Genomic DNA, 26354 nt, shown 5'->3' with positions numbered 1-26354 from the left:
TCATATCCGGACCTCGTCATGACCCTGACCGCCACTTCCCCCGACTTCCCTGCAAGCTCCGTCGACCTCCTCGCCCGGCTCGTGAGCTTCAACACCGTCAGCTCCAACAGCAATCTGGAGCTCATCGGCTTCCTCGAGGCCTATTTCGCGCATTTCGGCGTCGCCACCCGGCGCTACATGGACGAGACCGGCGAGAAGGCCAATCTCCTCGCCACCATCGGCCCCGACACGCAAGCCGGATACATCCTCTCCGGCCACACGGATGTGGTGCCGGTGGAAGGTCAGGACTGGTCGAGCGATCCCTTCACCCTGACGGAGCGCGACGGGCTTCTCTATGGCCGTGGCGCCTGCGACATGAAGGGGTTCCTCGCCTGCATGTTGTCTGCGGTGCCCGACATGCTGGCCGCCGACCTCAAGCGCCCCATCCATCTCGCCTTTTCCTATGACGAGGAGGTCGGTTGCATCGGCGTGCGCAGCCTGGTGGAAGACATGGCCGGATGGCCCGTCACGCCTGCCGGCTGCATCGTCGGCGAACCGACGCTGATGGATGTGGTCATCGGCCACAAGACCAAGCGCAGCCTGCGGGTGACCGTCCGCGGCAAGACCGGCCACTCGTCCCTGGCGCCCCAGTTCGTCAACGCTGTCGACTATGCGGCCATGCTGGTGGTCAAGATCCGCGAGATCCGGGGCCGTCTGGAGCGAGAGGGCCTGCGCGACGAGCTCTACGACATACCCTTCACCACCAGCCATACGGGCGTGATCCAGGGGGGCAGCCAGCTCAACATCGTGCCGGACCGCTGCGTCTTCGACTACGAGTTCCGCGTTCTGCCGGAAGAGGATGCGGATGCCCTGGTCGCCGAAGTGGAGGCCTATGCCCGCACGGTTCTGGAACCGGAAATGAGGGCGATCGATCCGGCATGCGGCATCGATTTCGACTGGATCTCCCAGTTCCCGGGCCTGTCGACGGAGCCGGAAGCGGACATCACCCTCCTGACCAAGCGGCTCAGCCAGCGCAACGGCCATTCCAAGGTCGCCTATGGCACGGAGGCCGGCCTGTTCCAGACCGTGGCCCATGTGCCGACCATCGTCTGCGGCCCCGGCTCCATCGAGCAGGCGCACCGGGCGGACGAGTTCATCGCCCGGTCCGAGCTGGAGGCCTGCGACCAGTTCATTCGCCGTCTCATCACCCATTGCTGCGCGTGATCCGGCTTTGCACCGGCGTCGCCAGAGACGCCAACCAACAGGGAAGACAATGAAGAATACGGAACAGATCTGGGATCATGTGGAGACCCACAAGGACGACCTGATCGGCATGGCCGACAGGGTCTGGGGCACGCCGGAACTGCTTTACGGGGAATTCGAGTCGGTGGCAGAGCACACCGCGATGCTGAAGCAGAAGGGCTTCGCCGTGAGCGAAGAGGTTGCCGGCATTCCGACCGCCGTGACCGGCATCGCAGGCTCCGGCGGGCCGCTGATCGCATTCCTGGGGGAATATGACGCCCTGCCCGGTCTGTCGCAGGAAGCGGGTCTCGCCGAACCGCGCGAAGTGGTGAAGGGCGGCAACGGTCATGGCTGCGGCCACAACCTGCTGGGGTCGGCCGCCCTTCTGGCGGCCTGCGCGCTGAAGGACTGGCTGGAGGAAACCGGCACGCCGGGCCGGGTGATGTATGCCGGATGCCCGGCCGAAGAAGGCGGCGGCGCCAAGAGCTTCATGGCGCGCGCCGGTGTCTTCGACGACGTGGATGTGGCCATCACCTGGCACCCGGGCTGCATGACCCATGTGGACGACATGCTGAGCCTCGCCAACACGCGCATCGATTTCACCTTCACCGGCCGCCCGAGCCATGCCGCCGCCTCGCCGCACCTGGGTCGCAGCGCCCTGGACGCCGCCCAGATCATGTGCGTCGGCGTAAACTATCTGCGCGAGCACATGCCGGACAGCGACCGGGTGCATTACGCCTATCTGGATGCGGGCGGGTCCGCCCCGAACGTGGTGCAGAGCACGACCACCGTGCGCTATGTGGTGCGCTCGCGCTCCCTGTCGGGCATGCGCGCCCTCATCGAGCGAGTGAAGAGATGCGCCGAGGGCGCGGCCCTGATGACCGAGACCCGGGTCGAGGCCAAGGTGATCACCGCCGTTTCGAACATGCTGAACAACGAGCCTCTGGCCGTCGCCATGAAGTCGGCGCTCGATGCGCTCGGCGGCGTTCCCTTCGATGCGGACGACCGGGCCTTTGCCCGCCAGATCCAGGCAACGCTTTCGGAGGAGGATATCGCCAGCTCCTATATCGCGCTCGGCCGCGAACCGGTGAAGGGCGAGGAATTGTGCGACTACGTGACCGACTATGCGCCGGGCTACACGCCAGCGCTGGGCAGCACGGATGTGGCCGACGTGTCCTGGCAGGTGCCCACCATCCAGGCCCGCGTCACGACCCATGCGGTGGGCACCGCCCTCCACACCTGGCAGGCGACCGCCCAGGGCAAGTCGGGCATTGCCCACAAGGGCATGGTCCATGCGGCCAAGGCCATGGCCCAGACCGCCGTCAAGGTTCTCACCGAAGACGGCCTGCTGGAAGAGGCCAAGGCCTATCATGCCCGCCTTCTCGAGAAGGAACCCTATGTCTGCCCAATCCCGGCCGAGGTGCAGCCGCCGCTGAAGCCGCGCCCCGTCAAGTAACCGTCACCACCGCCGGGCGGCCTGCGCCCGGCGGATTTTTCTCAAGCTGAATTATTTAATTTCAATCATTTATATACCTATTTGAAAGTGAACCATCACTTCAGGTCGAGGCCGTGAAGGCCCCCTTCGTCCAGGGGTCGGCATTGATCGCCGCAAGGGTGCCATGGGTCGCAAGGCTGATCTCCTTGCGCAGGCTGCGGGTGCCTGCCGTGGTCAGCCAGAGCTTCACATATTCCACATCCCAGTCGCCCGGCATCGCCGGACTGTTTCCCACATAGGTGAAAAAGAACAGGCGCCGGCCAGTCTGGGCGGTGGACCCGGAGACGCTCATCGTCCCGCTTTCCACCAGCGTCCCGTCGCGGGTCAGGGTCACGGTGCCGGCGGCGAAGTCGACACTCAGCGCCAGGGTCGTGCGCTCACCCGGCACAAGGGTGTGGCGGCCGGCCCCGGAGAAGACCTGCACCGTCGACACATCCTCGATGGCCAGAACCGCAAATGTCCCGCCGGAGACGGCCCTGAGCCCCCCGGCCGAACTCTGGCCGAAGATCTGCTGATTGCTGGTTGCGACCGTGACCCCGGGCGCCAGACGCGCCTCACACTCGAAGCGGGTCGTGCCGGCAGGCACATTGGTTGTATCGACGAAATAGCCCGTGCCGATCCGGAAGGTCGGCGGCTCGCCTGGTGTCGGATCAATCGGAGACAAGGAGGCGGCAGGCACGCGCCGCGGACTGGTCAGCGACAGGGCGAGATCGATCATGGCACACCTTTCGACAGGAAACGGGAGACCCCGAGATTTTCTCAGGATCCGGGGACCTGTCAGGATAGGGCCATATGCCCAAGTGGGGATAAGTGCGTGATACTCATCGGCACTCATCGACACTTACGGCCGACCACCGTCCTCCTCGACCGCTCGCCAGAGCCCCGCTCCTGCGGCCTGTGCCTCCGCCTCGATCTGGCGCAGACGGACGGGATCCGGTGCATTCTTGACGTTCTGTGCCGCTGCATCGTCGTCAGGTGCGCCGTAGAGGGTCCCGTCAGATCCTTCGGCCAGACGCGCCGCACCCAGGCGCAGCAGCTCCTCCGCCAGATGCCGGGTCGCATCGACCCTGCACAACAAAAGGACCTCGGCCGATGCCGCTCCGCCTGCCACCGCGGTCTCTTCATCGCCGGGATCTTCAGGCCCCGGCAGACAGGCGAGATGCCGGCCGGCGACCAGAGTGCGCAAGGCTACGCGCGACGCGAGACCGCAGGCCCAGCGGGCACCGTCCCGGTCCGTGCAGATCCGGCGCGGCGCCACCGGCACGAGGCCCGGCACCCGGTAATACCGGTCCTTCACCCGAAACCGCGTGCTGTCGATGACCACAAGCGTACGCGGCAGGGACAGGATCTCAGTGAAAGGGTCGCGTGGCGGTCGCGGCGCGACCCGAGGCAGGGAGTGAGCGGGGCTCACGCGCATGGGCTCCCGGGTCCAGAGCAAGGGTCCGGAGGTGGAGGGAGAGACCGTAGTCCGGGTTGTCTCGGTGCTTGGAATGTCCCGATCGGGGGACACCTGATCCCGCAGCGGCGGAGGGAGCGCATCCTCAGCGAGGCCCGGGGAAACAAGGCCCGCGAGCATCAATCCCGCACCGGCAAGTCCGAGACGCCAGAGATTGCGCGGCTTTTCCGTGCCCCCTGCGAAACTTATCCGCGCCGCTCCCGACGGGCCCATACTATCCGCCCCTTCGTGCCTCATCGGCCAATCCACCACGCAAAGGACACGTGACCATGCCCGACCGATACGAGAGTTCAGGCGCCAGCCTGTCAAGCCCGGCCTATCATGGCTTTGCCGTGACGCCCGCGGATGCGACCGATCTGCCCGAGGTGACCCGAGCCCTCTATGTGGGAACGGCAGGTGCCCTGCGGGTGACCCTCGCCTCCGAGGCCGTGGTGACGCTGACGAATGTGGCCGCGGGCAGCCTTCTGCCCCTCCGGGTCACTCGGGTTCATGCGACCGGCTCCACGGCTGGGGACGTGGTCGGCCTTTCGTGACCTGCTCAGCGCTCGGTGCTCTCCCCTTGGCACTCACCCCTTGGCGCCCTGGCCGCGGGAATAGAGATCCTCGTAACGCACGATATCGTCCTCGCCCACGTAGGACCCGGTCTGCACCTCGATCAGGACCATCGGCACCTTGCCCGGGTTTTCCATCCGGTGAACGGCGCCGAGCGGGATGTAGACGGACTCATTCTCCGTGACCAGCCGGACCTCGTCGTCAATGGTGATGCGGGCCGTGCCTTCAACGACGATCCAGTGTTCCGAGCGGTGGAAGTGGCTCTGCAGGCTCAGGGCCGCGCCCGGATGCACGTGGATGCGCTTGACCTGAAAGCGGGAGCCGACGACCAGGCTTTCGAACCAGCCCCAGGGGCGATGATCCTTCGGGAAGGCAGTCGCTTGCGCCGCCCCCCTGGCCTTCAGCAGATCGACTGCCTTCTTCACATCCTGGGCCCGGCCCATGTCGGCCACGAGGACCGCGTCATTCATGGCGACGGCCATGATGTTTTTGAGCCCGATTCCCACCAGTTGCAGGCTGTCGCTGTCGGAGCGCAGAAGCACGTCGTGACAATCGATGGCATGGGCCTCGCCCGAGGTCACGACGCCATCCTCGCCCTTGTCCGTCTCGCGCCAGACCGCATCCCAGCCCCCCAGATCCGACCAGCCGGCCGCGAAGGGAACCACCGCCAGGTTGTCTGCCCGTTCCATCACCGCATAGTCGACCGAGATTTCGGCGGCACCGGACCAGGGCTCGGGGGCAAGGCGCAGGAAGCCAAGATCCGCGGCCGCGTCTTCGACCGCACCGCGCACGGGCGCCATCAGCTCCGGCGCATGGCGCTCGAAGGCGGCAATGATATCCTTCGCAGCGAAGAGGAAGATGCCGGCATTCCAGAGGAACGTGCCGGCCGCAACCATCGCGCTCGCCCGCTCCAGATCCGGCTTTTCAACGAACTGCTTCAGATCGACCGGGTCGCCCGCCTCCGATGGCTTACCGGACAGTTCCAGATAGCCATAGGCGGTTTCGGGATGGGTCGGCCGGATGCCGAAGGTCACGAGCTTGCCGCGTGCCACGTCCCCCAGTCCCTTTCCGACCGCCGCATGGAAGGCCGCCTTGTCCGGCACCACGTGATCAGAGGGGGCGACCAGCAGCACGGCCTCAGGGTCCTTCGCATGCAGATAGAGGGCGGCCGCAAGCACGGCGGGGGCCGTGTTTCGGCCCTCCGGCTCGATCAGGACGGCGCCGGGATCGATCCCGGCGGCAGCCAGCTGCTCGGTGACGATGAAGCGGAAGTCGGACCCGGTGATCACCACCGGCGGAGCGAAGCTCAATGTGTCGCTGGACGACAGGCGGCTGGCGGAGGCCTGGAACAGGGTTTCCTCGCCGACCAGGGGAACGAACTGCTTCGGATAGGACTTGCGCGACAAGGGCCACAGGCGCGTGCCGGACCCGCCGCACAGGATAACCGGATAAAGCATCAATTTCTCCCTGACCCCGGAAAACCCCAAGACGAATATCCCCCTTATACCAGCACACACAGCCCTTGCGGCAAGGGGCGCGGCATCCGGCCCGCTTCTGTCAGGCCGAGTTTTCTGGGGAGCGTTGACGGCCGGGTGCTGCGGTCGGGCTCCATGCTTTCACCAGCCCCTGCCCCATGCTATCGAAGACCCGCTCTGTCACCTTCTGGATCGGGACCGTCTCTGCCCATGAAAACCGCGCTCGTTACCGGCTCTGCCGGCTTCATCGGCTTCTTCCTGTGCAAGCGGCTTCTGGCCGACGGGTTCCGGGTCATCGGGCTGGACGCCATGACCGACTATTACGACGTGACCCTGAAGGAACGGCGCCAGCAGATGCTGCTGCAGAATGCGGAGTTCACCGCCGTAACGGAACGGGTGGAGACGCCGGGGCTGCTGCGGGATCTCTTCGAGCGCGAGCGGCCGGACGTGGTGATCCACCTCGCCGCCCAGGCGGGTGTGCGCTATTCCATCGAGAACCCGCGCTCCTATCTGGATGCGAACATCACCGGTACCTTCGAGCTGCTGGAGGCCGCGCGCGCCTTCCCGCCCGAGCACATGCTTCTGGCCTCCACGTCCTCGGCCTATGGCGCCAACACCGAGATGCCCTATCGGGAGACCGACAAGGCCGATCACCAGATGTCCTTCTATGCGGCGACGAAAAAGGCGACAGAGAACATCGCCCATTCCTATGCCCATCTCTTCGGGCTGCCGGTGACCATGTTCCGCTTTTTCACCGTCTATGGCCCCTGGGGCCGGCCGGACATGGCGCTCTTCAAGTTCACCAAGTCGATCCTCGAGGGCCAGCCCATCGACGTCTACAACTTCGGCGACATGAAGCGGGACTTCACCTATGTGGAAGATCTGGTCGAAGGCATCCGGCGGCTGATCGACGCGGTTCCCGTGCGGCCCGAGGACGGTGTTGTGCCGGTGGGCGACAGCCTGTCGCCGGTGGCGCCCTGGAGGATCGTGAACATCGGCAATTCGCAGAGCGTCCAGCTCACCGACTATATCGGCGCCATCGAGGAGGCGACCGGCCGGACCGCGATCCGCAACCTCATGCCCATGCAGGCCGGCGACGTGCCCGCCACCTGGGCGGATTCCTCGCTGCTGCAATCCCTCACCGGCTATTGCCCGAGCACCCCCGTCGCCGAAGGCGTCAGCCGCTTCGTCGCGTGGTACCGGGACTATTACCGGATCTGAAATGCCCTTGCTGCGCCGCCAACCCGCCAGGCTCAGCCCGCTGCGAGGCGGGCGAGCTTGGAGAGGATGGTGGCCGCGCCCTTGAGGCGGGTATCGGTCTTTTCCCAGTCGCGGGTGAGCACGACCTTCTGGTCGGGGCGGATCTTGGCGAGCACGCCCTGTTCGGCGATATAGCCGACAAGGCCCGCCGGGTTGGGGAACTGGCTGTTGCGGAAGGTCAGGACCACGCCCTTCGGGCCCGCATCCACCTTCTCCACATTGGCCTTGCGGCAAAGGCCCTTGATGAAGACGATCTTCAGCAGGTGCTGCACTTCTTCCGGCATGGAGCCGAAGCGATCGATCAGCTCGGCCCCGAAGGCGTCGATCTCGTCGGCCTCGGTGAGATCCCCCAGACGGCGATAGAGCGACAGGCGCAGCTGCAGGTCGGGCACGTAAGTTTCCGGGATCAGGACCGGCGTGCCGATGTTGATCTGGGGCGACCACTGCTCCTCGCCCATGTCCGCGCCGCCATCCTTCAGGCTGGCCACCGCCTCTTCCAGCATCTGCTGGTAAAGTTCGAAGCCCACTTCCTTCACATGACCTGACTGTTCCTCGCCGAGCAGGTTGCCCGCGCCGCGAATGTCCAGATCGTGGCTTGCCAGCTGGAAGCCCGCCCCCAGGGTCTCAAGCGACTGCAGCACCTTGAGGCGGCGTTCCGCCGGTGCGGTCAGGGTCTTGGTGGCAGGCACCGTGAAGAGCGCATAGGCGCGGGTCTTGGAACGGCCGACGCGGCCGCGCAGCTGATAGAGCTGGGCCAGGCCGAACATGTCGGCCCGGTGCACGATCAGGGTGTTGGCGGTCGGAATGTCGAGCCCGCTTTCCACGATGGTGGTCGACAGAAGCACGTTAAACTTGCCCTCATAGAAGGCATTCATCACGTCCTCCAGCTCGCTCGGCGGCATCTGGCCGTGAGCGATCGCGACCTTCAGTTCCGGCACGCTGTCTTCCAGGAACTGGCGGATGTCGGCGAGATCGGCCAGGCGCGGACAGACATAAAAGCTCTGGCCGCCGCGGTAATGTTCGCGCAAAAGCGCCTCGCGCACGACGATTGGATCAAAGGGCGAGACGAAGGTGCGCACGGCAAGGCGATCCACCGGCGGGGTGGCGATGAGCGAGAGCTCGCGCACGCCGGTCAAGGCCAATTGCAGCGTACGCGGGATCGGCGTCGCGGAAAGCGTCAGGACGTGAACGTCCGACTTCAGTTCCTTCAGCCGTTCCTTGTGCTTCACCCCGAAATGCTGCTCCTCGTCGATGATCAGGAGCCCGAGATCCTTGAACTCGACGCCCTTTCCAAGCAGCGCATGGGTGCCGACCACGATGTCCACCGTGCCGTCGGCAATGCCCTTCTTGGTCTGGGTCAACTGCCTGGTCGGCACCAGACGCGAGGCATGGGCGACATTGATCGGCAGGCCGTGGAAGCGCTCGGAGAAGGTGCGGAAATGCTGGCGCGAGAGAAGCGTCGTGGGCACGACAACGGCCACCTGGCGGCCGGACATGGCGGCCACGAAGGCCGCACGCAGCGCCACTTCCGTCTTGCCGAAACCGACGTCGCCGCAGACGAGCCGGTCCATGGGGCGGCCGGAGGAGAGATCGCCGAAGACCTGGTCGATGGCATTGAGCTGATCGTCGGTCTCGTCATAGGGGAAGCGGGAGGCGAACTCCTCGTAGACCCCTTCCGGGGTTTCCACCACGGGGGCGGTCTTCAGGGCGCGCTGGGCGGCGGTCTTGATCAGTCCGTCAGCGATCTCGAGGATCCGCTTCTTCAGCTTGGCCTTGCGGGCCTGCCAGGCGCCGCCGCCGAGCTTGTCGAGCTGGGCTTCCGTGTCCTCCGAGCCGTAGCGGGACAGGAGCTCGATGTTTTCGACCGGCAGATAGAGCCGGTCACCGCCCTGATATTGCAGCTCGAGACAGTCATGGGGCGCGCCCAGCGCCTCCACGGTCTTCAGGCCGACGAAGCGGCCGATGCCGTGGTCCACGTGAACGACCAGATCGCCTTCCGACAGGCCGGTCGCCTCGGTGATGACATTGGCGCCCTTGGCCTTCTTGCGCGACTTGCGCACCAGCCGATCGCCGAGAATGTCCTGTTCGCCGATGAAGGCGATGTCTTTCAGCTCGAAGCCGTGCTCGATACCGATGACGGCAAGTGCGGTCGTTCCCTTCGGCAGGGTTTCCGCTTCGGCGAGCGTCGCGACCGGGGCGGCAGAGCCCAGACCGTGATCGTCGAGGATCTGGGCAAGGCGATCGCGGGAGCCTTCTGACCAGCAGGCCAGGATCGGCTTGCGGCCGGCCTTCTTGAGGTCCTTCACGTGGGTGACGAGCGCGTCGAAGATGTTCACGTCGCCGGCCGCGCGTTCGGCGGCAAAGGAGCGGCCCTGCCGGCCTTCCAGCGACACCACCTGCTTTCCCGACCCCGGTGGCGGCGTGAAGGGATCCAGCGTCGCGCTGGCGCGGTCCGCGATCATGGCCTTCCACTCGGTCTCGGTCACATAGAGCCGGTCGGGCTGAAGCGGATTGTAGGGCACGGTCCCCTTGGCGGAGCCGCTCTCGCGGGCCTCCTGACGGGCGGTGAAATGCTCGTTGACCTGTTCGAGGCGCTCGTGCACCGCATCCATGGTGCGGGTGTCGAGGACCACAGGCGCGTCGCCCACATAGTCGAAGAGGGTCTCCAGCCGCTCATGGAAGAGCGGCAGCCAGTGTTCCATGCCGGCATAACGTCGGCCTTCGGAGATAGACTGGTAGAGAATGTCGTCGCGGGTTGCAGCGCCGAAGGCTGCCAGATAGCCGCGGCGGAAGCGGGAAATCGCCTCTTCGCCCAGGGTCAGCTCCGACATGGGCGCCAGATCGAGCCGCTTGAGCTGTTTCAGGGTGCGCTGGGTTTCGGGATCGAAGGAGCGGATCGATTCCAGCGTGTCGCCGAAGAAGTCGAGGCGCACCGGTTCCTCGGAGCCCGGCGCATAGAGATCCACGATCCCCCCGCGAACTGCATATTCACCCGTCTCGCGCACCGTCGGCGTCCGGGAAAAGCCATTGAGCTCCAGCCAGCCGGAGATGCCGCTCATTTCCACCCGGTTGCCCGGAGCGAGCGAGAAGGTCTGCCCGGCCATCCAAGCCCGTTCCGGCACCCGCTGGACCGCCGCATTGACCGTGGTGAGGAGCACCGTCGGCCGGGTTTCCGGCAATCCGCGGGCCAGCGCGCCCAGCGCCATGAGACGGCGGGCGGAAATGGCGGTATTCGGAGACACCCGGTCATAGGGCAGACAGTCCCAGGCAGGCAGCTGCAGCACATCGGCCTCTGGCGCGAAGAAGGACAGCGCCTCGGTGATCATCTGCATGCGGGTCGCATCGCGGGCCATGAAGACCATAGCCAGTCCCTTGGCCTTGCTCTCGGCAAGCAGACGGGCAATGGCATAGGCCTCTGCCCCGTCGGGGACGCTGGCGAGGGTCAGGTTGGCCTGGGCGGTCAGCAGGCTTTCGAACACGGGCTTTTCCTTGACGGTCTGGAACGGACAGTTGGCTTGCGCGGGCAGGCTTCGATCAGGACGGGTCCGGGAGCGTCAACTCCCGGAGCATTGGCCCCCTGACAGAAAGCCTGCCGGGATGATGGGTTCCTAGGCACGGAACACCAAGAACAAAAAGAGAACGTTTCCTCAGATGGCCGGACGGCCGGCCCGCAGGCGGGCGATTTCGTCCTCGTGATAGGCGATGATGCGGCGATAGAGCGGGCCGTCCCACTCCTGCGGCAGGGGCTTGCGCCCGCTCATCCAGGAATAGAGATCCTGATCATGGGCGGTCAGCAGATGCTCCAGCTCCACCAGTTCCTCCTCGGTCAGCTCGTCGATCTTGGCATCCACGAACCCGCCAAGGAGCAGGTCCATCTCCTTCATCCCCCTGTGCCAGCAGCGGAAGAGAATGCGCTTCAGGCGCGGATCGCGGTCTGCGGCAAGGGTGTCGGTGTCTTGGGTCATGGAAACTCTCGATTGGCTGGCCGGGGTCGCGCGGTTGCGGCGAACCTGCTGCGGCGGCGACGCGTGGACTGGAGGCTATATAGCGAGCGGGAACGGAAAAGTCAGCGCCGCAATGCGCAGGTTTTTGCCGCAGGGCGATGAGAACATATTGCGTACATCTGCCGGGCCATGCGAAAACTTCCCCAGACACGAGTTTCCGACGGGGGTGATCGCGCCCCTGCCCCGCAGTCCAGCCGCGCTGACCGTTCCGCCCATGCGTCCTCCCCTGCTTGATCCGCTGTTTGCGCCCGTATCCACCCTGCAAGGGGTGGGGCCGAAGATCGCCCAGCTTCTGACCGAGTTCCTCGGAAGCTCTCCCGACCGGGAGGCGACCGTGGCGGATCTTCTGTTCCATATCCCGAGCGGGCTCATCGACCGACGTCACCGGCCGGGCATCGCCTATTCGGAAAGCGGCCAGATCGTCACCCTGGATGTGACCATCGACCGGCATCAGGCCCCGCCGCGCGGCTCCAAGGCGCCCTATCGAATCACGGCCTTCGACGACACCGGGTCGATTGCCTTCGTCTTCTTCCATCCGCGCCGCGACTGGCTGATGAAGATGTTCCCGGAAGGGGAACGGCGCATCGTCTCCGGCAAGGTGGAGTGGTTCAACGACCGGCCGCAGATGGTGCATCCGGATTACGTCGTCTCGCCGGAAGAGGCGGAAACCCTGCCCGCACTCGAGCCGGTCTATCCGCTGACTGCCGGTCTCTCGCCCAAGACCCTGCAGAAGGCCATCGGCACGGCGCTGGAGCGCATTCCCCATCTGCCGGAGTGGCTGGATGAGGCGCACCAGTCCCAGAACCTGTGGCCCGACTTCACCGCGTCGCTCACGACCTTGCACCATCCGCAGGAGCAGGAGGACCTGTCTCCCGCCTCTCCGGCGCTGGCCCGCGTCGCCTATGACGAGCTGCTTGCCTCGCAGCTGGCGCTGGCCCTTGTGCGCGCGTCCATGCGCAAGCTGGGCGGCATTGCCCGCAGGCCCTCCGGCAGGCTCCAGAGGGACGTGATCGCGGCCCTCCCCTATACACTCACCGGCTCGCAGCAGACCGCCATTGCCGAGATCAACGGGGATCTGGCCGAGCCGGTGCGCATGCTGCGCCTGTTGCAGGGGGACGTGGGCGCGGGCAAGACGGTTGTCGCCCTGGCGGCCATGGCCCAGGCGGTGGAAGCCGGCGGTCAGGCCGCGCTGATGGCCCCGACGGAGATCCTCGCCCGCCAGCACTTCGCCTCCATGGGACCGATCTGCGAAAAGGTCGGCCTGCGGCTGGCGCTGATGACAGGCAAGGACACGACCCGAGAGCGCCGTCTCACCCAGGAAAGGCTGGATGCGGGAGAGATCGATATTCTGGTGGGCACCCATGCGCTCTTCCAGGGCTCGGTCACCTTCAAGGATCTCGCACTCGTTGTGGTGGACGAACAGCATCGCTTCGGCGTGCACCAGCGTCTCGCGCTCTCCGCCAAGGGGCGCGGCGTGGACGTGCTGGTGATGACGGCCACTCCCATTCCCCGCACCCTGCTGCTGTCGTCCTTCGGCGACATGGACGTGTCGCGCCTCACAGACAAGCCCGCGGGCCGAAAGCCGGTGACCACCGTCTCCGTGTCGCTGGACCGGCTGGACGAGATCATCTCCCGCATCCGCGCCGCCATCGCCGAGGGTCAGAAGGTCTATTGGGTCTGCCCGCTGGTGGAGGAGAGCGAGAAGATCGATCTTGCGGCCGTGGAAGACCGGCACCGGGTGCTGGAACAGGCCCTGCGCCAGCGCATCTCCCTCGTCCATGGGCGCATGAGCGCCGACGAGAAGGACGCGGCCATGCAGGACTTCAAGGAGGGCCGGACCCGGGCGCTCGTCGCCACCACCGTGATCGAGGTGGGCGTGGACGTGCCGGATGCGACCATCATCGTCATCGAACATGCGGAACGCTTCGGCCTGGCCCAGCTGCACCAGCTGCGCGGGCGGGTCGGGCGTGGCGAAAAGCCCTCCTCCTGCGTGCTGCTCTACAAGGGACCGCTGGGCGAGACGGCCGGCGCGCGGCTCAACATCATGCGCCAGACCAACGACGGGTTCCTGATCGCGGAGGAAGACCTGCGCCTGCGCGGTGGCGGCGAGATCCTGGGCACGCGCCAGTCCGGCACGCCCGGCTTCCGCATTGCCAATGTGGAGGACCACGCAGATCTCATGGAGGTCGCCCGGGACGATGCCCGTCTCATTCTCGAGCGGGACCCGGAGCTCCAGTCCGACCGGGGCCAGGCGCTCAGATGCCTGCTCTATCTCTTCGCCCGCGACGAAGCCATCCGCCTGCTGCGGGCGGGGTAAGGCGTGAAGCGGGAGAGCCTTCGCCGCCCCAAGACGCAGCCCATTCCCCCCGCCCCTCCATCGCCCCCCCCCGGACGAGGGCGCAGCGGAGATCCGGGGCCGGTGAGCCAGCGCTGCCCCATGTTGCCATGACGCTCGAAGAGACTGGATCCTCGGCACAGGGCCGAGGATGACCGGGAGGTGAGGCTCAGGCTGGGGCCGGGTAATGCCCGCCGTGCCCTGCGCGGGCGCGGTGGCTCACCGATCCCGGCTCAAGGGCGGGATGACGATGGAGAGCCAAAGAACGCTTCCGCACCGACCTATCCGCCGTCCCGGACGCAGCGCAAGCGGAGATCCGGGACCTCGAAACCGACGCGCACATGGATCTTCGAGAGAAGACTGGGTCCCGGCTCAGGGCCGGGACGGCACGGAGAGAAGAGCGATGCTTCGAAAGCCAGGACGGCAGGGCGCGCGCGGAAGAGCATGTGCGGGAGCGGGCGTCTGCCTCGGACATTCAGCCCTCGTCCTCTCCGCCGTCATGCTCGGGCTTGTCCCGAGCCTCCAGTCATGCAGCTCGAAGGCTGGATCCTCGGCACAGAGCCGAGGATGACCCGGAGGTGAGGCTCAGGCTGGGGACGGAGCATGCCCGCCGTGCCCTGCTCGAGCTCGGTGGCTCACCGATCCCGGCTCAAGGCCGGGATGACGATGGTGGGGATCGGACGTGTCGAGGGGCGTAGCCGGGCGGAGGCCAGAAGCTGTTCGAGCGCATGACCGCCGGATGCCACCGGCACCGACCCTTCACCTCGCCCTCCGTCGTCACCCCGGACGCAGCGCAGCGGAGATCCGGGGTCGGTGAGCCAGCCCTGCCCCATGTTGCCATGCATCTCGAAGGCTGGATCCCCGATCAGGTCGAGGATGACAACCGACACAGAGACGACGCCGAGAAGCCGCTTCCGCTCGGCCCTGTTACGCCTCTTCCGGCTGGCGGGCGGTGTGAGTGGCGCGCTTCTTGGGATCCTCGATGAAGTCTTCCAGCGCTTCCGGATAGGACGGGTTCACCAGACCGGCGGAAATGATCAGCTTGGCGGCGTCTTCCACCGTCATGGTCAGTTCCATCACTTCCGACTTGGGCACGAAAAGCAGGAAGCCGGAGGTCGGGTTCGGCGTGGTGGGCAGGAAGACGGAGACCGTGTCGGCCTTGTCGCGCAGCTTGCGGGCGATCTCGCCCTTGGTCTCGGTGGAAATGAAGACGATCGCCCACAGACCCGGACGGGGATACTGGATGAGGGCGGCCTTGGAGAAGGAGCTTCCACGCTCGTTCAGCACCGTCTCGAAGATCTGCTTGAGGCCGCTGTAGAGATTGCGCACCAGGGGCATGCGGTTCACCAGCCGCTCGCCGAAGGACAGCATGGAGCGGCCGAGGAAGTTGGCGGCGAGGAACCCGATGATGGTGAGCAGCACGATGGCCGTCACCAGACCGAAGCCCGGCACCGGGAACGGCAGATAGGTGTCCGGATTGTAGGTGTGCGGAATGATCGGCTTGACCCAGCCATCGACCCACTGGATGAAGGTCCAGGTGAGCCAGAGGGTGATGCCGATGGGGCCGGCAATCACGAGGCCGGTCAGGAAATAGTTGCGGAGCCGCGTCGCGAAGCGGGTCTTGTGGGGAACGGGAGCTGCCGGATCGGCGGCGGGGTCTTTGCGCATGGTGATCGGGTCCGAAGGCCTTCCTGTGAGCCTGCCACATTGCCGCTCCGGCTTCATTTGCCGGTGCGGGGGTTCGCTTTTGACGAACAAGTCCTATAGATAGGAGTTCCTATCAGGTTTCGAACAGGCCTGAACGGATTAATTTTGGGCGCCCTCCCGCGTCCGCTTGCGTGTTCTGGAGGCAGGTGCGTGCGGCGCACAACATTCAAGGCATTGGGCGTGGCCTGTGTCGGGCTCGGCATTCTGGGCGCGATATTGCCCCTGTTGCCAACGACGATCTTCTTCATTCTCGCGGCCGCCTGTTTCGCGCGCTCCTCGCCGGAGCTGGAGGCGCGCATTCTCGACCATCCGCGCTTCGGACCGATGGTGGTCGCCTGGCGCGAAAACGGGGTGATCCCCCCGAAGGCCAAGATGATGGCGGTGGGCGGCATGGCGCTGGGTTACGGGGTCTTCTATTTCGGCAGCCAGCCGCGGGCCCTGTGGGCGCTTGTCGCCGCGGGCGTGATTGCCGCCTGCGCCGGATATGTGCTGTCGCGTCCGTCCCATCCGGCCGGCTGAGGGGAAGAGCGGATCTCGCCGGCGGGCGCGCTTCACCTCACCTATCGGGCCTCACATGTCTGGCCTCAGATGTCGGGCCTCAAATGTCCGGAATGAGCCGCTTGCCGAGGACCATCGCCTGATCTTCCGAAAAGCCCTGATCCTCATAGAAGCCGACGACCTTCTCGTTGCCCCGGCGCACCATGAGATTGACCTTCGGGCAGCCGAGGTCGAACAGAAAGGCCTCGCAGTCGGCCATGAGGTGCCGGCCGAGGCCCTGCCCCTGACAGGCCGGATCGATGGCGAGATAGTAGATGGAGCCACGGTGCCCATCGTAGCCGACCATGACCGAGCCCACGACGGTCTCGCCACTCAGCAGCAGCCAGAAGCGCCCCTGGGTGTCGGTCAGCTTCCGGTCGATGTCCTTGTCCGGGTCGTTCCACGGGCGAACCAGGCCGCAGGCCTCCCACAGGGCCTTGACCCCGTCCCGGTGCGCGGGCGCAAACGTCACCTTCCGCACGCCGTCCGGCCACGCCCCTGTGGCGGGCGCGGCAGAGCTCGCGGCAGAGCTGTCGGTCATTCCACCGTCACCGACTTGGCAAGATTGCGCGGCTGGTCCACGTCCGTGCCCATGAAGACGGCCGTATGATAGGAAATCATCTGCACCGGCAGGGCATAGATGATCGGCGCGACGATTTCCGGCACGTCCGGCATGACGACCACGTTGCCGGCGGTGTCACCGCTCTCTGCCGCGCCCTTGGCGTCGGTGATCAGCACGATGCGACCGCCGCGGGCGGCCACTTCCTGCATGTTCGACACGGTCTTGGCATAGATGCTGTCATGGGGAGCGATGACGAAGACCGGCATGTTCTCGTCGATCAGGGCGATGGGCCCGTGCTTCAGCTCACCGGCCGCATAGCCTTCCGCGTGGATGTAGGACAGTTCCTTCAGCTTCAACGCCCCTTCGAGCGCAAGCGGGAAGTTGGTGCCGCGTCCGAGATAGAGCGCGTTCGAGGCCTTGGCGAGGGACTGGGACAGACGCTCCACGTCCACCTCGCGCTTCAGCGCCTGGACCGCATAGCCCGGAACTTCCGTGAGGGCGCCGATGAGGGAGGCTTCCTGTTCGGCGCTCAGCGTGCCGCGAATGCGGCCGGCCTGCACGGCCAGGACGGCCAGAACCGCCAGCTGGCAGGTGAAGGCCTTGGTGGAGGCCACGCCGATTTCCGGGCCGGCGATGGTCTGGAAGACGACATCGGCCTCACGGGCGATGGTGCTTTCCGGCACATTGACGACGGCACCGATGCGCGCGCCGTTTTCCTTGCAGTAGCGCAGGGAGGCCAGCGTGTCGGCGGTTTCGCCGGACTGGGAGATGAAGAGCGCGAACTCGCCGTCGCTGACCGGGGTTTCCCGGTAGCGGAACTCGGAGGCCACGTCGATTTCCACCGGCAGTCGGGCGTATTTCTCGAACCAGTATTTGGCCACCAGCCCGGCGATATAGGCCGTGCCGCAAGCAGAAATGATCAGCCGGTTGATCTTGTCGAAGCCGGCATGCTCGATCCCCGGGACGGCGGCCTTGCGGGCGCCGAAGTCAATGTAGCGGCTCAGGGTGTGGCCGAGAACTTCCGGCTGCTCGTGGATTTCCTTGGCCATGAAGTGGCGGTAGTTGCCCTTGTCCATGAGGGCAGCCGTCACTGAGGAGCGGGACTCCGCGCGGGTCACGGGCGCATTGGCCGCGTCGAAGATCTCGACGGAGCTGCGCGTGAGGACCGCCCAGTCGCCTTCTTCCAGATAGGTAATGCGGTCGGTAAAGGGCGACAGCGCGATGGCATCGGAACCGAAGAACATCTCGCCATCCCCGTGGCCGACGGCCAGCGGCGATCCCTTGCGGGCGCCGATCAGGAGGTCTTCCTCGCCGGCAAAGAGGAAGGCGAGCGCAAAGGCGCCGTGCAGGCGCGGCAGGACTTCGGCCACGGCCTCGCGCGGGGTCTTGCCCAGCTCCAGCTGACGGTTGACCAGATGGGCGACCATCTCCGTGTCGGTGTCGCTCTCCGGAACGGCACCGAAGGTTTCGATCTCCGCGCGCAGTTCCAGGTAGTTCTCGATGATGCCGTTGTGCACCACGGCCACGCGGCCAGCCACATGGGGGTGGGCATTGCGGGTGCTCGGGCCGCCATGGGTGGCCCAGCGGGTATGGCCGATCCCGGATGTGCCGGCCAGCGGCAAGCGCTCGAGGGCCGCATCCAGATTGCGCAGCTTGCCTTCCTCGCGGCGGCGCTCCAGCTTGCCGTCGATCAGGACGGCGACCCCGGCAGAGTCATAGCCGCGGTATTCCAGCCGCTTCAGCGCATCCACCAGACGCGGTGCCACTTCCGTTTGTCCCAGAATACCGACGATGCCACACATGAAGACGTAACCCTTGTGAAAATTGATAGTATCGCTTTAAGCGTGTGCGCTGCGAAAGCGAAATCAAACCCTGTTTCAGTTCATGACAGGGCTGCGGTGTCGATTGGTTAAAGTGAAGCGCGGCGCCGCCGCTGTCAGTCCCGGGCGCTTTCGGCCACCTTGGCGGCCTTGGCCGCCTTGAAGCGGGCGCGCAGTTCCGCCGCCTTGCCGGGCTTGTCGGTCTGGCGGCCGCGACCGATGACCAGCGCGTCGGCGTCCACATCCGCCGTCACCGTGCTGCCGGCCGCCACATAGACCCCGTCGCCCAGGGTGAGCGGGGCCACGAGCGTGGCGTTGGAGCCGATGAAGCTGCCCTTGCCGATGACGGTGAGGTGCTTGCCGTAGCCATCGTAATTGCAGGTGATGGTGCCTGCGCCGATGTTGGAGCCGGCCCCCACATGGGCATCGCCGATATAGGTGAGGTGATTGACCTTGGCGCCGGTCTCCACGGTCGCCTGCTTGATCTCGACGAAATTGCCCACGTGCACGCCCTCTGCAAGCCTTGCACCGGGACGCAGACGGGCATAGGGGCCCATGGTGACACCGGCACCAACCTCGGCCCCTTCCAGATGGGAGAAGGCCCGGATCCGGGTACCGCTCTCGACGCGCACGCCGGGACCGAAGACGACGTTAGGCTCCACCAGAACATCGGCGCCAAGTGCCGTGTCATGGGAGAAGAAGACGGTGTCCGGCGCCTGAAGGGTGACGCCAGCCTCCATGGCGGCCAGGCGGGCGCGCTTCTGGAACACGGCCTCGCAGGCGGAGAGCTGGACGCGGGTGTTGATGCCCTGCACCTCTTCCTCGTCGGCGGCCACGGCCACCACGGCAAGACCGCATGCATTGGCGATTTCCACCGCGTCGGTCAGGTAATATTCGCCCTTGGCATTGGCGTTGCCGATGGCGACCATGAGATCGAGCGCGACGGCGCCGCGGAAGCCCATGATGCCGGAATTGCAGAAGGTGACGGCGCGCTCCTCAGGGCTTGCGTCCTTTTCCTCGCGGATGGCGACCAGCCGGCCGTCGCGCATGAGAAGTCGGCCATAGCCGAAGGGATTGGCAGCCTCGAATCCCAGCACGGCCACATCGGCGCCAGCGGCCAGTTCGGCCCGGACGCGGGAAATGGTTTCAGCGGTGACAAGCGGCGTGTCGCCGAAAAGCACCAGCACGTCGTCGGCACCCTCTTCCAGGGCGGGACGTGCGGCAAGGGCGGCATGGGCAGTGCCCAGCCGGTCCACCTGAACGAAGCAGCGCGCCTGCGGGGCAATGCGCGTCACGGCAGCCTCGAGGGCCGGCATGTCGGGACCGATCACCACGGCCGGGGCTTGCGCACCTGCCTCGGCGAGTGCCTTCAGCACATGGCCGACAAGCGGCAGGTTGCCGATTTCGTGCAGCACCTTGGGCAGGTCGGAGCGCATGCGCGTGCCCAGTCCGGCTCCCAGAACGATCGGAAGAAAGCTGCGCTCGGTCATGCGTGTCGTCCCCTGCATTACGCTTCGGTCCCCGTCTCCGGCGACGCGGCCTTGCGCCCGCCGGAGCCCTTGTCGCCAGCCTGTATGCCCCGATCCACAAGACATTGAAAGACTTTCCGCCTTTCCCCCCACTCATTCTTGTTCGTTAACCATAATTGAAGTCAGATGGCCAAGATTACGCTACAAGATTCGCCTGATCCGGACCGAAAGACACCGTGCCCGAGAAACCCGCCCGCAAAGCGTCACGACGACGCCACGCCCGGGAGACGCTGACATCCCAGCGGCTCACCGTGCTTGGCTGGGCGTTTGCCGCCACGCTCTGCGGTCTGGCTGGGCTGTCGGCCGTGCAGTTCACGGCGCCCGGTGCCCCCTCGCCCTTCCGGCTTCCTCCCGGCACACCCTATGCCGGACTGCGACTTCCCGATGCCAGCCCCGTCACCTCGACGGCCTCCATCGGGCTGAACGGGCAGGATGTCTCGATCGGGGTCTATGGCCGACCTGGCACTGGCAGCTCCCTCGATCCGTCCGCGAGCGCGCATCTGGAAACCCTGCAAAAGGAAATCGTCTCCCTGCGCCGGCGCCTTGCGGTGATGAGCGAGCAGAATGGCGCCTACAGCCGAAGGCTTGCCGCCCTGGAAGACGTGGTGAAGGGCGCAGATGACGCAACGCGCGCTGACGCGGCCTCAGGCACGGCCTCCACCGCGAGGCTTGCCACGCCGTCCGCAAGAGAGATCTCAGCCCCTGCCGGCGCTCCGGTTCCGCGCCCGACCGCGGCCGATGCGGCCCGCACGAGCGCGCCCAGGGCCGTCGCGAATCCGGCCAGCGTACGCCAGATCCAGCCGCAGGCTGGTGTGGTTCCCGCGCCTGAAAGCGGTCTCGCCGGCGACGATGACCGGGACTCGGTTCGCTCGCGCATCGAATCCATTCCGGCCCCAGAAACCCGGGAAGGCCCTTTCCTGAAACTGTCGGAACTGCCGCGCGGAGCCAACAAGGGCGAAGGGTCGGGCGCTCCCGCCCCCGCACCGCGCCCGGTGCGTCTCGTCCAGCTTCCCTCCGCCGACCTGCCGCCCGCCCCGCAGACGCAGGTGGCCTTTGTGCCGCAAGCCTTACCGGAGGCGGATGCCGACGACCCGGTATCGACCGCATCGATCCCGCAGGACGCCGCCGACATCGAACAGGACGCACGCGACGCCATGCGCGTTCAGGTATCCCGGCCGGCGGGCCGATCCCTTTCGTCTGCCCCCGGGCCGATCAGCCGCACGGATTTTGCCGTTGTGGTGGCCCATCTGGACAAGCCCGATGACGCGACAATCGCGTGGCAGTCTTTCCTGTCGGAAAACGGAGAGCGTCTCGGCTCGCTGGAGCTGAGCGCGCGCACGGCCGCCTCCATGCTGAGCCCGGGCAAGACCGACCTGCTGGTCGGCCCCTTTGCCAATGCGGCGGATGCGACCGTGGCCTGCCTGAAGCTGAAGACGGCGGGCGATCATTGCTATCCGACGCTGTTTGCCGGAGATGCGCTGCCGCTCGCACCGCGCGAGGGCACGGCCCTTCAGGCCGCCAACTGAGCGTACCTCATTTCTGAAGCCCCTCAGCCGATCTCGGTCAGGACCGGGAACCACTCCTGCAGCAGGGCAGAGAAGCTGGTGAAGACGCCGAAGAGCAAAGCGATGCCGGTGAGGATCAGGAAGACGCCCATCACCTTCTCCACCACGCCCATGTGACGACGGAAGCGCTGCATCAGGCCGAGGAACGGCCGGGCAAAGGCGGCAGCCAGCAGGAAGGGAATGGCCAGTCCCAGCGCATAGGCGGCAAGCAGGATCACCCCTTGCGCGACACTTGCCTTGGAGCTTGCCACCGTCAGGATCGCGGCCAGGATCGGCCCGATGCAGGGGGTCCAGCCGAAGGCGAAGGCCAATCCGATGAAATAGGCCCCCAGCAACCCGGCCGGCTTGCGCTCCACTTGGATGCGTGCCTCACGGTAGAGCAGCCCGATGCGGAAGGCACCGAGGAAATGCAGGCCCATCAGAATGATGAGCCCCCCGGCGATCCAGGTGAAGATATCCCGGTACCAGGCCAGGAACTGCCCGACGACGCTGGCACTTGCCCCCAGCGCGATGAAGACGGTGGAAAAGCCCGCGACAAAGGCCAGCGCGGCAAAGAAGACCCGCCGCGACACATCGGCCCTGGCATCGCCCGCGCGCAACTCGTCAAGGGACACACCGGCGAGGAAGCCGAGATAGGGTGGCACCAGCGGCAGGACGCAGGGAGAGACAAAGGACAGGAGACCGGCAAAGACGGCTCCCCAGAGGGTGAGATCCTGCAGCATGGCGTCGGCATTCCGATTGAAGGACAGGGACTTGCTGGGCCCACAGATAAAGAGGCGATGGGACGGGTGCAAGCTTCGGACCTGCGCCCGACTGTCACGGCCCGATCAAGTTCCGGTCATCCGGCACCACGCACCGGCACCCTTGAGTGCCTTGCAGCGTCCGGCCGACCCATCCTCTCCTGCCACAGCGTCCCGAGACGCAGGCGTACGCAAAAAAGGCCTCGGACCCGATGGGGCATCCCATGGGTCCGAGGCCTTGATCCGTGTCGCGGTGGTTCCGGGCTCAGCCCTGGTGACGCCCACCGTTGATCACTTCGAAGAGGGTTTCGCGCAGCTCCTGCTCCTCGCGACCGTCGCGCAGTCCCTGGCGCCACTGGTCGAGCACGAGACGCAAGCCCAGCGTGTCGCGATTGTGAGGCAGCTGGCTGATGAAGCCGGCAAAAAAATCATCCAGACGATCGCGATCCATGACCTTCTGGTCGATCATCGCGTGAATGAGCGTCATCGTGGCGGCAATGTGCCCCTTCACGAATTCGAGCTCCATCGAGCTCGTTCGCATTTCGGCGGTGTTCTCGTACATATAACCCTCGCTGGTCCAGCACGTTTCCCCTCACGCCGGACAAAAAGGAACGACCCCGTTGATCAAGGTTCATTCGGCACTAAACAGCCGAAAGGATACAACAAATCCGAGGGTTGACCATATCCGTCGAACGACCTTGGTCGGATCTGCTTAGGGCCGGATGAAAACAAGATTAAAATACGACACGAACAATAAAAATGACCCTACGTGACTCGGCGTTTTTTCGTCAAGTCGGGGCATTCGCGCAGTCATCAACAGACGAGCTGGGCGAAAGAGGATTTTTGGCTTGCATCGTTCGCGCTCGGCGCTTAAACACACGGCCATTCCGGAGGGCAACGACGACGGACGTCACCAGACCCGTCCAGCATCCGGAACCCCTTCGGGAGCCGATAGCTCAGCTGGTAGAGCAACTGACTTTTAATCAGTAGGTCCAGGGTTCGAACCCCTGTCGGCTCACCACTCCCCTCCCCGAAGACAGAATGGTCGCAGGCGCAAACATGCGTTGGCGCGTTCCGACTATCCACATCTTGTCCACAGGATGTACGCGGGTTGAGCACAGGCCGCCAACAGGCTTTCGCACAGGATCTCCCAGCCTCTGGCCACAGGTTGTACCAAAGGGGATCCACAGGCCGTCCTCACGCTTGTGCACAGGTTGTTCCGGGTGTCAGCCACCCGGATATCCAGAGCATTTGCAGCGGGGTTTCCCCAGGCTAAGCCGCCGGATCAGGCGGGGGTGAGGATAAGCGTCATGCCGTGCAGCTGCCCGGCGGGGATCACCTGACGGGTGAGCAGCCCTTCGCAGGCGATCTCGAGGGCGGCGAAGCAGGGCCGCTCGTCCGGCAGGGACACGCGTGCCGGCTCGCCCAGGAGATAGGCGTAAGCGTCCTCGGTCACCACACGGATCAGACCGCGCGGCGTGGGCAGATCCAGGCCAAGGCTCGTCGCGCGCATCTCGCGCTGGCCGATGAACCCGCCCAGGAACTCATGATGATCGGAAGGATCACCGGCCACCATGTAGAGGGTCGCGACCGTCTTCGCGCCATTCTCGTGGGTCTGGAAGGCCGGCTTCCAGAAATGTTCCGGGAACTTGTTGTGACAGGTGAAGAAGCCCAGAGCCGGACCGTGCGGGTCCGTGGCAAAGGTCAGATCGAAGGCCACCTGCGCGGTGGTGCCATCGGGCAGATTGGCCACCCGCTCGAAGCCGAAGGGTGCCCAGGTCTTCAGACCCAGGCGCTCGAAATCGGCCCGGTCGGCCTCGGCGCCTTCCGATTGCGCCACCAGCATGGAAATGCCTTCGCGACGGGCGAGGAAATCCCGGTTGAAGGCGCCGAAGGAGAACTCCGTCTCCGTCGCCTCGGTGATCCCCTCCGGATCGGCGACCGTCAGAAGTTCGACAAAGAAGCCGTCAAGCTGCACCAGCTTGTTGGCGGTGCCCCAGGGGTGCCGATTGGTCGGCGTCACGGTGAAACCGAGCGCTTCCCATGCGGCGCCTGCCGCCTCCAGATCGCGCACCGCAACGACAATATGGTCCAGTCCCCGGGTCATTCTTCCAGCCTCTTGCTTCGCATCGGGTCCGCCAGCGCGGCCCGACCCCTCTGCGGCCGGTCATAGCAGAGAGCGCCGGGCACACAAAGGCCAAGTGACGAGAAACACGGGACAGGCTGCATGTCAGCGCACGTCCTGCGCATGCAGGCACCCCCTCCTCCAAGCCCCTCAGCCAAACGAAAAGGCCGACCCAGAGGGCCGGCCTTTCACATGATTTCGAGGCAGGAGCCGCGGTCTGGTCAGACCAAGCGGCTCTGCTTCATGGCGGCGTCGATGAAGGACGCGAAGAGCGGATGGGGCTCGAACGGACGGGACTTCAGTTCCGGGTGGTACTGAACGCCGATGAACCAGGGATGGTCATCGATCTCGACCGTTTCGGGCAGAACGCCGTCCGGAGAAGTGCCGGCGAAGTTCAGGCCGCAGGCTTCCAGCTGCTCCCGGTAGCCGATGTTCACCTCGTAGCGGTGACGATGGCGTTCGGAGACGCTGGTGGAGCCGTAGATTTCCGCAATCCTGGATCCGGGCTTCAGGGCCGCCTGATAGGCGCCGAGGCGCATGGTGCCCCCCAGATCGCCGTCTTCGGAGCGCACTTCCCTAGCATTGCCCCTGGACCATTCGGTCATCAGGCCCACGACCGGCTCCTTGGCGGGGCCGAATTCGGTGGAGCTGGCGTCCTTGATGCCGGCCATGTTGCGGGCCGCTTCGAGAACGGCCATCTGCATGCCGAAGCAGATGCCGAAATAGGGGATCTTGCGGGTGCGGGCAAAATGGGCGGCGGCAATCTTACCTTCCGCGCCGCGCTCGCCGAAACCGCCGGGCACCAGGATGCCGTGGACGCCTTCCAGATAAGGGGACGGATCCTCCTTCTCGAAGGTTTCCGATTCCATCCACTCGATGTTGACCTTGACGTTGTTGGCGATGCCGCCATGCACCAGGGCCTCGATCAGGGACTTGTAGGCGTCCTTGAGCACGGTGTACTTGCCCACCACCGCGATCTTCACTTCCCCTTCCGGGTTGGCGATCTTCTCGGAGATGGTGGTCCAGCGGTCCAGCACCGGCGCAGGCGCGCCCTTGATGCCGAAGGCTGCCAGGACCTCGTCGTCCAGGCCTTCGTTGTGATAGGCGATCGGCACGTCATAGATGGACTTGACGTCATAGGCCGGGATGACGGCGCTTTCGCGCACGTTGCAGAAGAGCGAGAGCTTGCGACGGTCGCTGTCGGGGATCTTGCGATCGCAGCGGATCATCAGGATGTCCGGCTGGATGCCGATGGAGCGCAGCTCCTTCACCGAGTGCTGGGTCGGCTTGGTCTTCATCTCGCCGGCTGCCGGAATGTAGGGCATCAGGGTGAGATGGACATAGACCGCATCGCCGCGCGGCAGTTCATTGCCGAGCTGACGGATGGCCTCGAAGAAGGGCAGACCCTCGATGTCGCCGACGGTGCCGCCGATTTCCACCAGAACGAAGTCATAGTCCTCGTTGCCGTCGAGAACGAAGTTCTTGATCTCGTCGGTCACGTGGGGAATGACCTGGACGGTGCCGCCCAGATAATCGCCGCGGCGTTCCTTGGCGATGATGTCCTGATAGATACGGCCGGTGGTGATGTTGTCCTGCTTGTTGGCAGGACGACCGGTGAACCGCTCGTAGTGACCGAGGTCGAGGTCGGTTTCCGCCCCGTCGTCGGTGACGAAGCATTCGCCATGCTGATACGGGCTCATGGTGCCCGGATCTACGTTGAGATAGGGATCCAGCTTGCGCAGCCGAACCTTATATCCGCGTGCCTGGAGCAGAGCGCCCAGGGCCGCAGATGCCAAACCTTTGCCAAGCGAGGAGACCACGCCGCCGGTGATAAAGATGTATCGCGCCATGGAGCCACATCATATCGTTGCCGAGGGTTGTTTGACCACTCGTGAGTTTTCATTAGACACAACAAAAATGCCCTGCGGGGCCCGCAGGGCATAAAGAGCTGAAGCGACGGAACAATCGGCC

Annotated in this window: 21 protein-coding genes and 1 tRNA gene; 8 read left to right on the top strand and 14 right to left on the bottom strand. The window is 65.4% G+C overall.

All coding sequences use genetic code 11. From position 1 onward, the window contains the following. Window positions 1-18 precede the first annotated feature (18 nt). Window positions 19-1203: an acetylornithine deacetylase gene (gene argE / locus FR728_RS06495; RefSeq protein WP_149891769.1), complete on the top strand. Its 1185-nt coding sequence runs from the start codon at window positions 19-21 to the stop codon at window positions 1201-1203. Between the two features lie 49 nt (window positions 1204-1252). Next, entirely contained in the window at window positions 1253-2677 is a 1425-nt protein-coding gene (locus FR728_RS06490) for an amidohydrolase (RefSeq protein WP_149891768.1), read from the top strand. A gap of 100 nt (window positions 2678-2777) precedes the next feature. Here FR728_RS06490 and FR728_RS06485 read toward each other — a convergent pair whose 3' ends face one another. Together FR728_RS06485 and FR728_RS06480 are read right to left on the bottom strand one after the other, a co-directional pair. Continuing rightward, window positions 2778-3434, bottom strand: coding sequence for a hypothetical protein (locus tag FR728_RS06485; protein ID WP_149891767.1), 657 nt, complete (start codon window positions 3432-3434; stop codon window positions 2778-2780). A gap of 123 nt (window positions 3435-3557) precedes the next feature. Further along, window positions 3558-4127 (bottom strand): hypothetical protein, encoded by a 570-nt coding sequence (locus FR728_RS06480; protein WP_149891766.1) that lies wholly within the window; start codon window positions 4125-4127, stop codon window positions 3558-3560. 314 nt (window positions 4128-4441) lie between these two features. On the opposite strand from FR728_RS06480, the gene FR728_RS06475 reads away from it, so the two are divergent. After that, complete coding sequence (locus tag FR728_RS06475; protein WP_149891765.1) at window positions 4442-4705, top strand: spike base protein, RCAP_Rcc01079 family; 264 nt, start codon at window positions 4442-4444, stop codon at window positions 4703-4705. Window positions 4706-4738: 33 nt separating this feature from the next. On the opposite strand, the gene FR728_RS06470 is transcribed toward FR728_RS06475, so the two are convergent. Next, entirely contained in the window at window positions 4739-6181 is a 1443-nt protein-coding gene (locus FR728_RS06470; RefSeq protein ID WP_149891764.1) for a mannose-1-phosphate guanylyltransferase/mannose-6-phosphate isomerase, read from the bottom strand. Window positions 6182-6409: 228 nt separating this feature from the next. Between FR728_RS06470 and FR728_RS06465 the strand changes: the two genes are divergently transcribed. Beyond that, complete coding sequence (locus FR728_RS06465) at window positions 6410-7420, top strand: SDR family NAD(P)-dependent oxidoreductase (RefSeq protein ID WP_149891763.1); 1011 nt, start codon at window positions 6410-6412, stop codon at window positions 7418-7420. A gap of 32 nt (window positions 7421-7452) precedes the next feature. Here the strand turns inward: FR728_RS06465 and mfd are convergent, their stop codons facing one another. Together mfd and FR728_RS06455 are read right to left on the bottom strand one after the other, a co-directional pair. Next, entirely contained in the window at window positions 7453-10938 is a 3486-nt protein-coding gene (gene mfd, locus FR728_RS06460; protein WP_149891762.1) for a transcription-repair coupling factor, read from the bottom strand. 168 nt (window positions 10939-11106) lie between these two features. Further along, window positions 11107-11424, bottom strand: coding sequence for an FAD assembly factor SdhE (locus FR728_RS06455; RefSeq protein WP_149891761.1), 318 nt, complete (start codon window positions 11422-11424; stop codon window positions 11107-11109). A 253-nt stretch (window positions 11425-11677) separates the two neighbouring features. On the opposite strand from FR728_RS06455, the gene recG reads away from it, so the two are divergent. After that, the gene (recG, locus tag FR728_RS06450; protein WP_149891760.1) at window positions 11678-13780 is read left to right on the top strand and encodes an ATP-dependent DNA helicase RecG; all 2103 of its coding nucleotides are present in this window, start codon (window positions 11678-11680) and stop codon (window positions 13778-13780) included. Window positions 13781-14433: 653 nt separating this feature from the next. Here recG and FR728_RS06445 read toward each other — a convergent pair. Then, window positions 14434-14688, bottom strand: a complete 255-nt coding sequence (locus FR728_RS06445) for a hypothetical protein (protein WP_149891759.1) — start codon at window positions 14686-14688, stop codon at window positions 14434-14436. Between the two features lie 37 nt (window positions 14689-14725). Then, a complete protein-coding gene (locus FR728_RS06440; protein WP_149891758.1) occupies window positions 14726-15466 on the bottom strand; it encodes a DUF502 domain-containing protein in 741 nt (246 codons plus the stop codon). 189 nt (window positions 15467-15655) lie between these two features. Here FR728_RS06440 and FR728_RS06435 point away from each other — a divergent pair, with 189 nt between their 5' ends. Next, window positions 15656-16024 (top strand): YbaN family protein, encoded by a 369-nt coding sequence (locus FR728_RS06435; protein WP_149891757.1) that lies wholly within the window; start codon window positions 15656-15658, stop codon window positions 16022-16024. 79 nt (window positions 16025-16103) lie between these two features. Here FR728_RS06435 and FR728_RS06430 read toward each other — a convergent pair whose 3' ends face one another. The 3 genes from FR728_RS06430 to glmU all read right to left on the bottom strand — a co-directional run bounded on the left by FR728_RS06430 (window position 16104) and on the right by glmU (window position 19914). Continuing rightward, window positions 16104-16583: a GNAT family acetyltransferase gene (locus FR728_RS06430; protein ID WP_149891756.1), complete on the bottom strand. Its 480-nt coding sequence runs from the start codon at window positions 16581-16583 to the stop codon at window positions 16104-16106. Next, window positions 16580-18406, bottom strand: a complete 1827-nt coding sequence (gene glmS, locus FR728_RS06425; RefSeq protein WP_149891755.1) for a glutamine--fructose-6-phosphate transaminase (isomerizing) — start codon at window positions 18404-18406, stop codon at window positions 16580-16582. Before glmS ends, FR728_RS06430 begins: the two co-directional genes overlap by 4 nt. A gap of 134 nt (window positions 18407-18540) precedes the next feature. Further along, window positions 18541-19914 carry a bifunctional UDP-N-acetylglucosamine diphosphorylase/glucosamine-1-phosphate N-acetyltransferase GlmU gene (glmU, locus tag FR728_RS06420; protein ID WP_149891754.1) on the bottom strand — a complete coding sequence of 458 codons (1374 nt, stop codon included), beginning with the start codon at window positions 19912-19914 and terminating at the stop codon, window positions 18541-18543. A gap of 215 nt (window positions 19915-20129) precedes the next feature. Between glmU and FR728_RS06415 the strand changes: the two genes are divergently transcribed. Beyond that, complete coding sequence (locus tag FR728_RS06415) at window positions 20130-21479, top strand: hypothetical protein (RefSeq protein ID WP_149891753.1); 1350 nt, start codon at window positions 20130-20132, stop codon at window positions 21477-21479. A gap of 23 nt (window positions 21480-21502) precedes the next feature. On the opposite strand, the gene FR728_RS06410 is transcribed toward FR728_RS06415, so the two are convergent. Both FR728_RS06410 and FR728_RS06405 read right to left on the bottom strand, forming a co-directional pair. Next, window positions 21503-22240 carry a cytochrome c biogenesis CcdA family protein gene (locus tag FR728_RS06410; protein WP_149891752.1) on the bottom strand — a complete coding sequence of 246 codons (738 nt, stop codon included), beginning with the start codon at window positions 22238-22240 and terminating at the stop codon, window positions 21503-21505. A gap of 283 nt (window positions 22241-22523) precedes the next feature. After that, complete coding sequence (locus tag FR728_RS06405) at window positions 22524-22820, bottom strand: hypothetical protein (RefSeq protein WP_208998677.1); 297 nt, start codon at window positions 22818-22820, stop codon at window positions 22524-22526. Between the two features lie 383 nt (window positions 22821-23203). Here FR728_RS06405 and FR728_RS06400 point away from each other — a divergent pair. Further along, a tRNA-Lys gene (locus FR728_RS06400) sits at window positions 23204-23279 on the top strand. A gap of 264 nt (window positions 23280-23543) precedes the next feature. Here FR728_RS06400 and FR728_RS06395 read toward each other — a convergent pair. Both FR728_RS06395 and FR728_RS06390 read right to left on the bottom strand, forming a co-directional pair. Continuing rightward, window positions 23544-24365, bottom strand: a complete 822-nt coding sequence (locus FR728_RS06395; protein WP_149891751.1) for a VOC family protein — start codon at window positions 24363-24365, stop codon at window positions 23544-23546. Between the two features lie 239 nt (window positions 24366-24604). Next, the gene (locus tag FR728_RS06390) at window positions 24605-26233 is read right to left on the bottom strand and encodes a CTP synthase (RefSeq protein ID WP_149891750.1); all 1629 of its coding nucleotides are present in this window, start codon (window positions 26231-26233) and stop codon (window positions 24605-24607) included. Window positions 26234-26354: the final 121 nt, after the last annotated feature.

Origin of the sequence: Roseibium aestuarii (assembly GCF_008477545.1) — a bacterium.
GTDB classification, from domain to species: Bacteria; Pseudomonadota; Alphaproteobacteria; order Rhizobiales; family Stappiaceae; genus Roseibium; species Roseibium aestuarii.
Note: the sequence above shows the minus strand (reverse complement) of the source record. Positions and strands in the feature narration are given on the sequence as shown.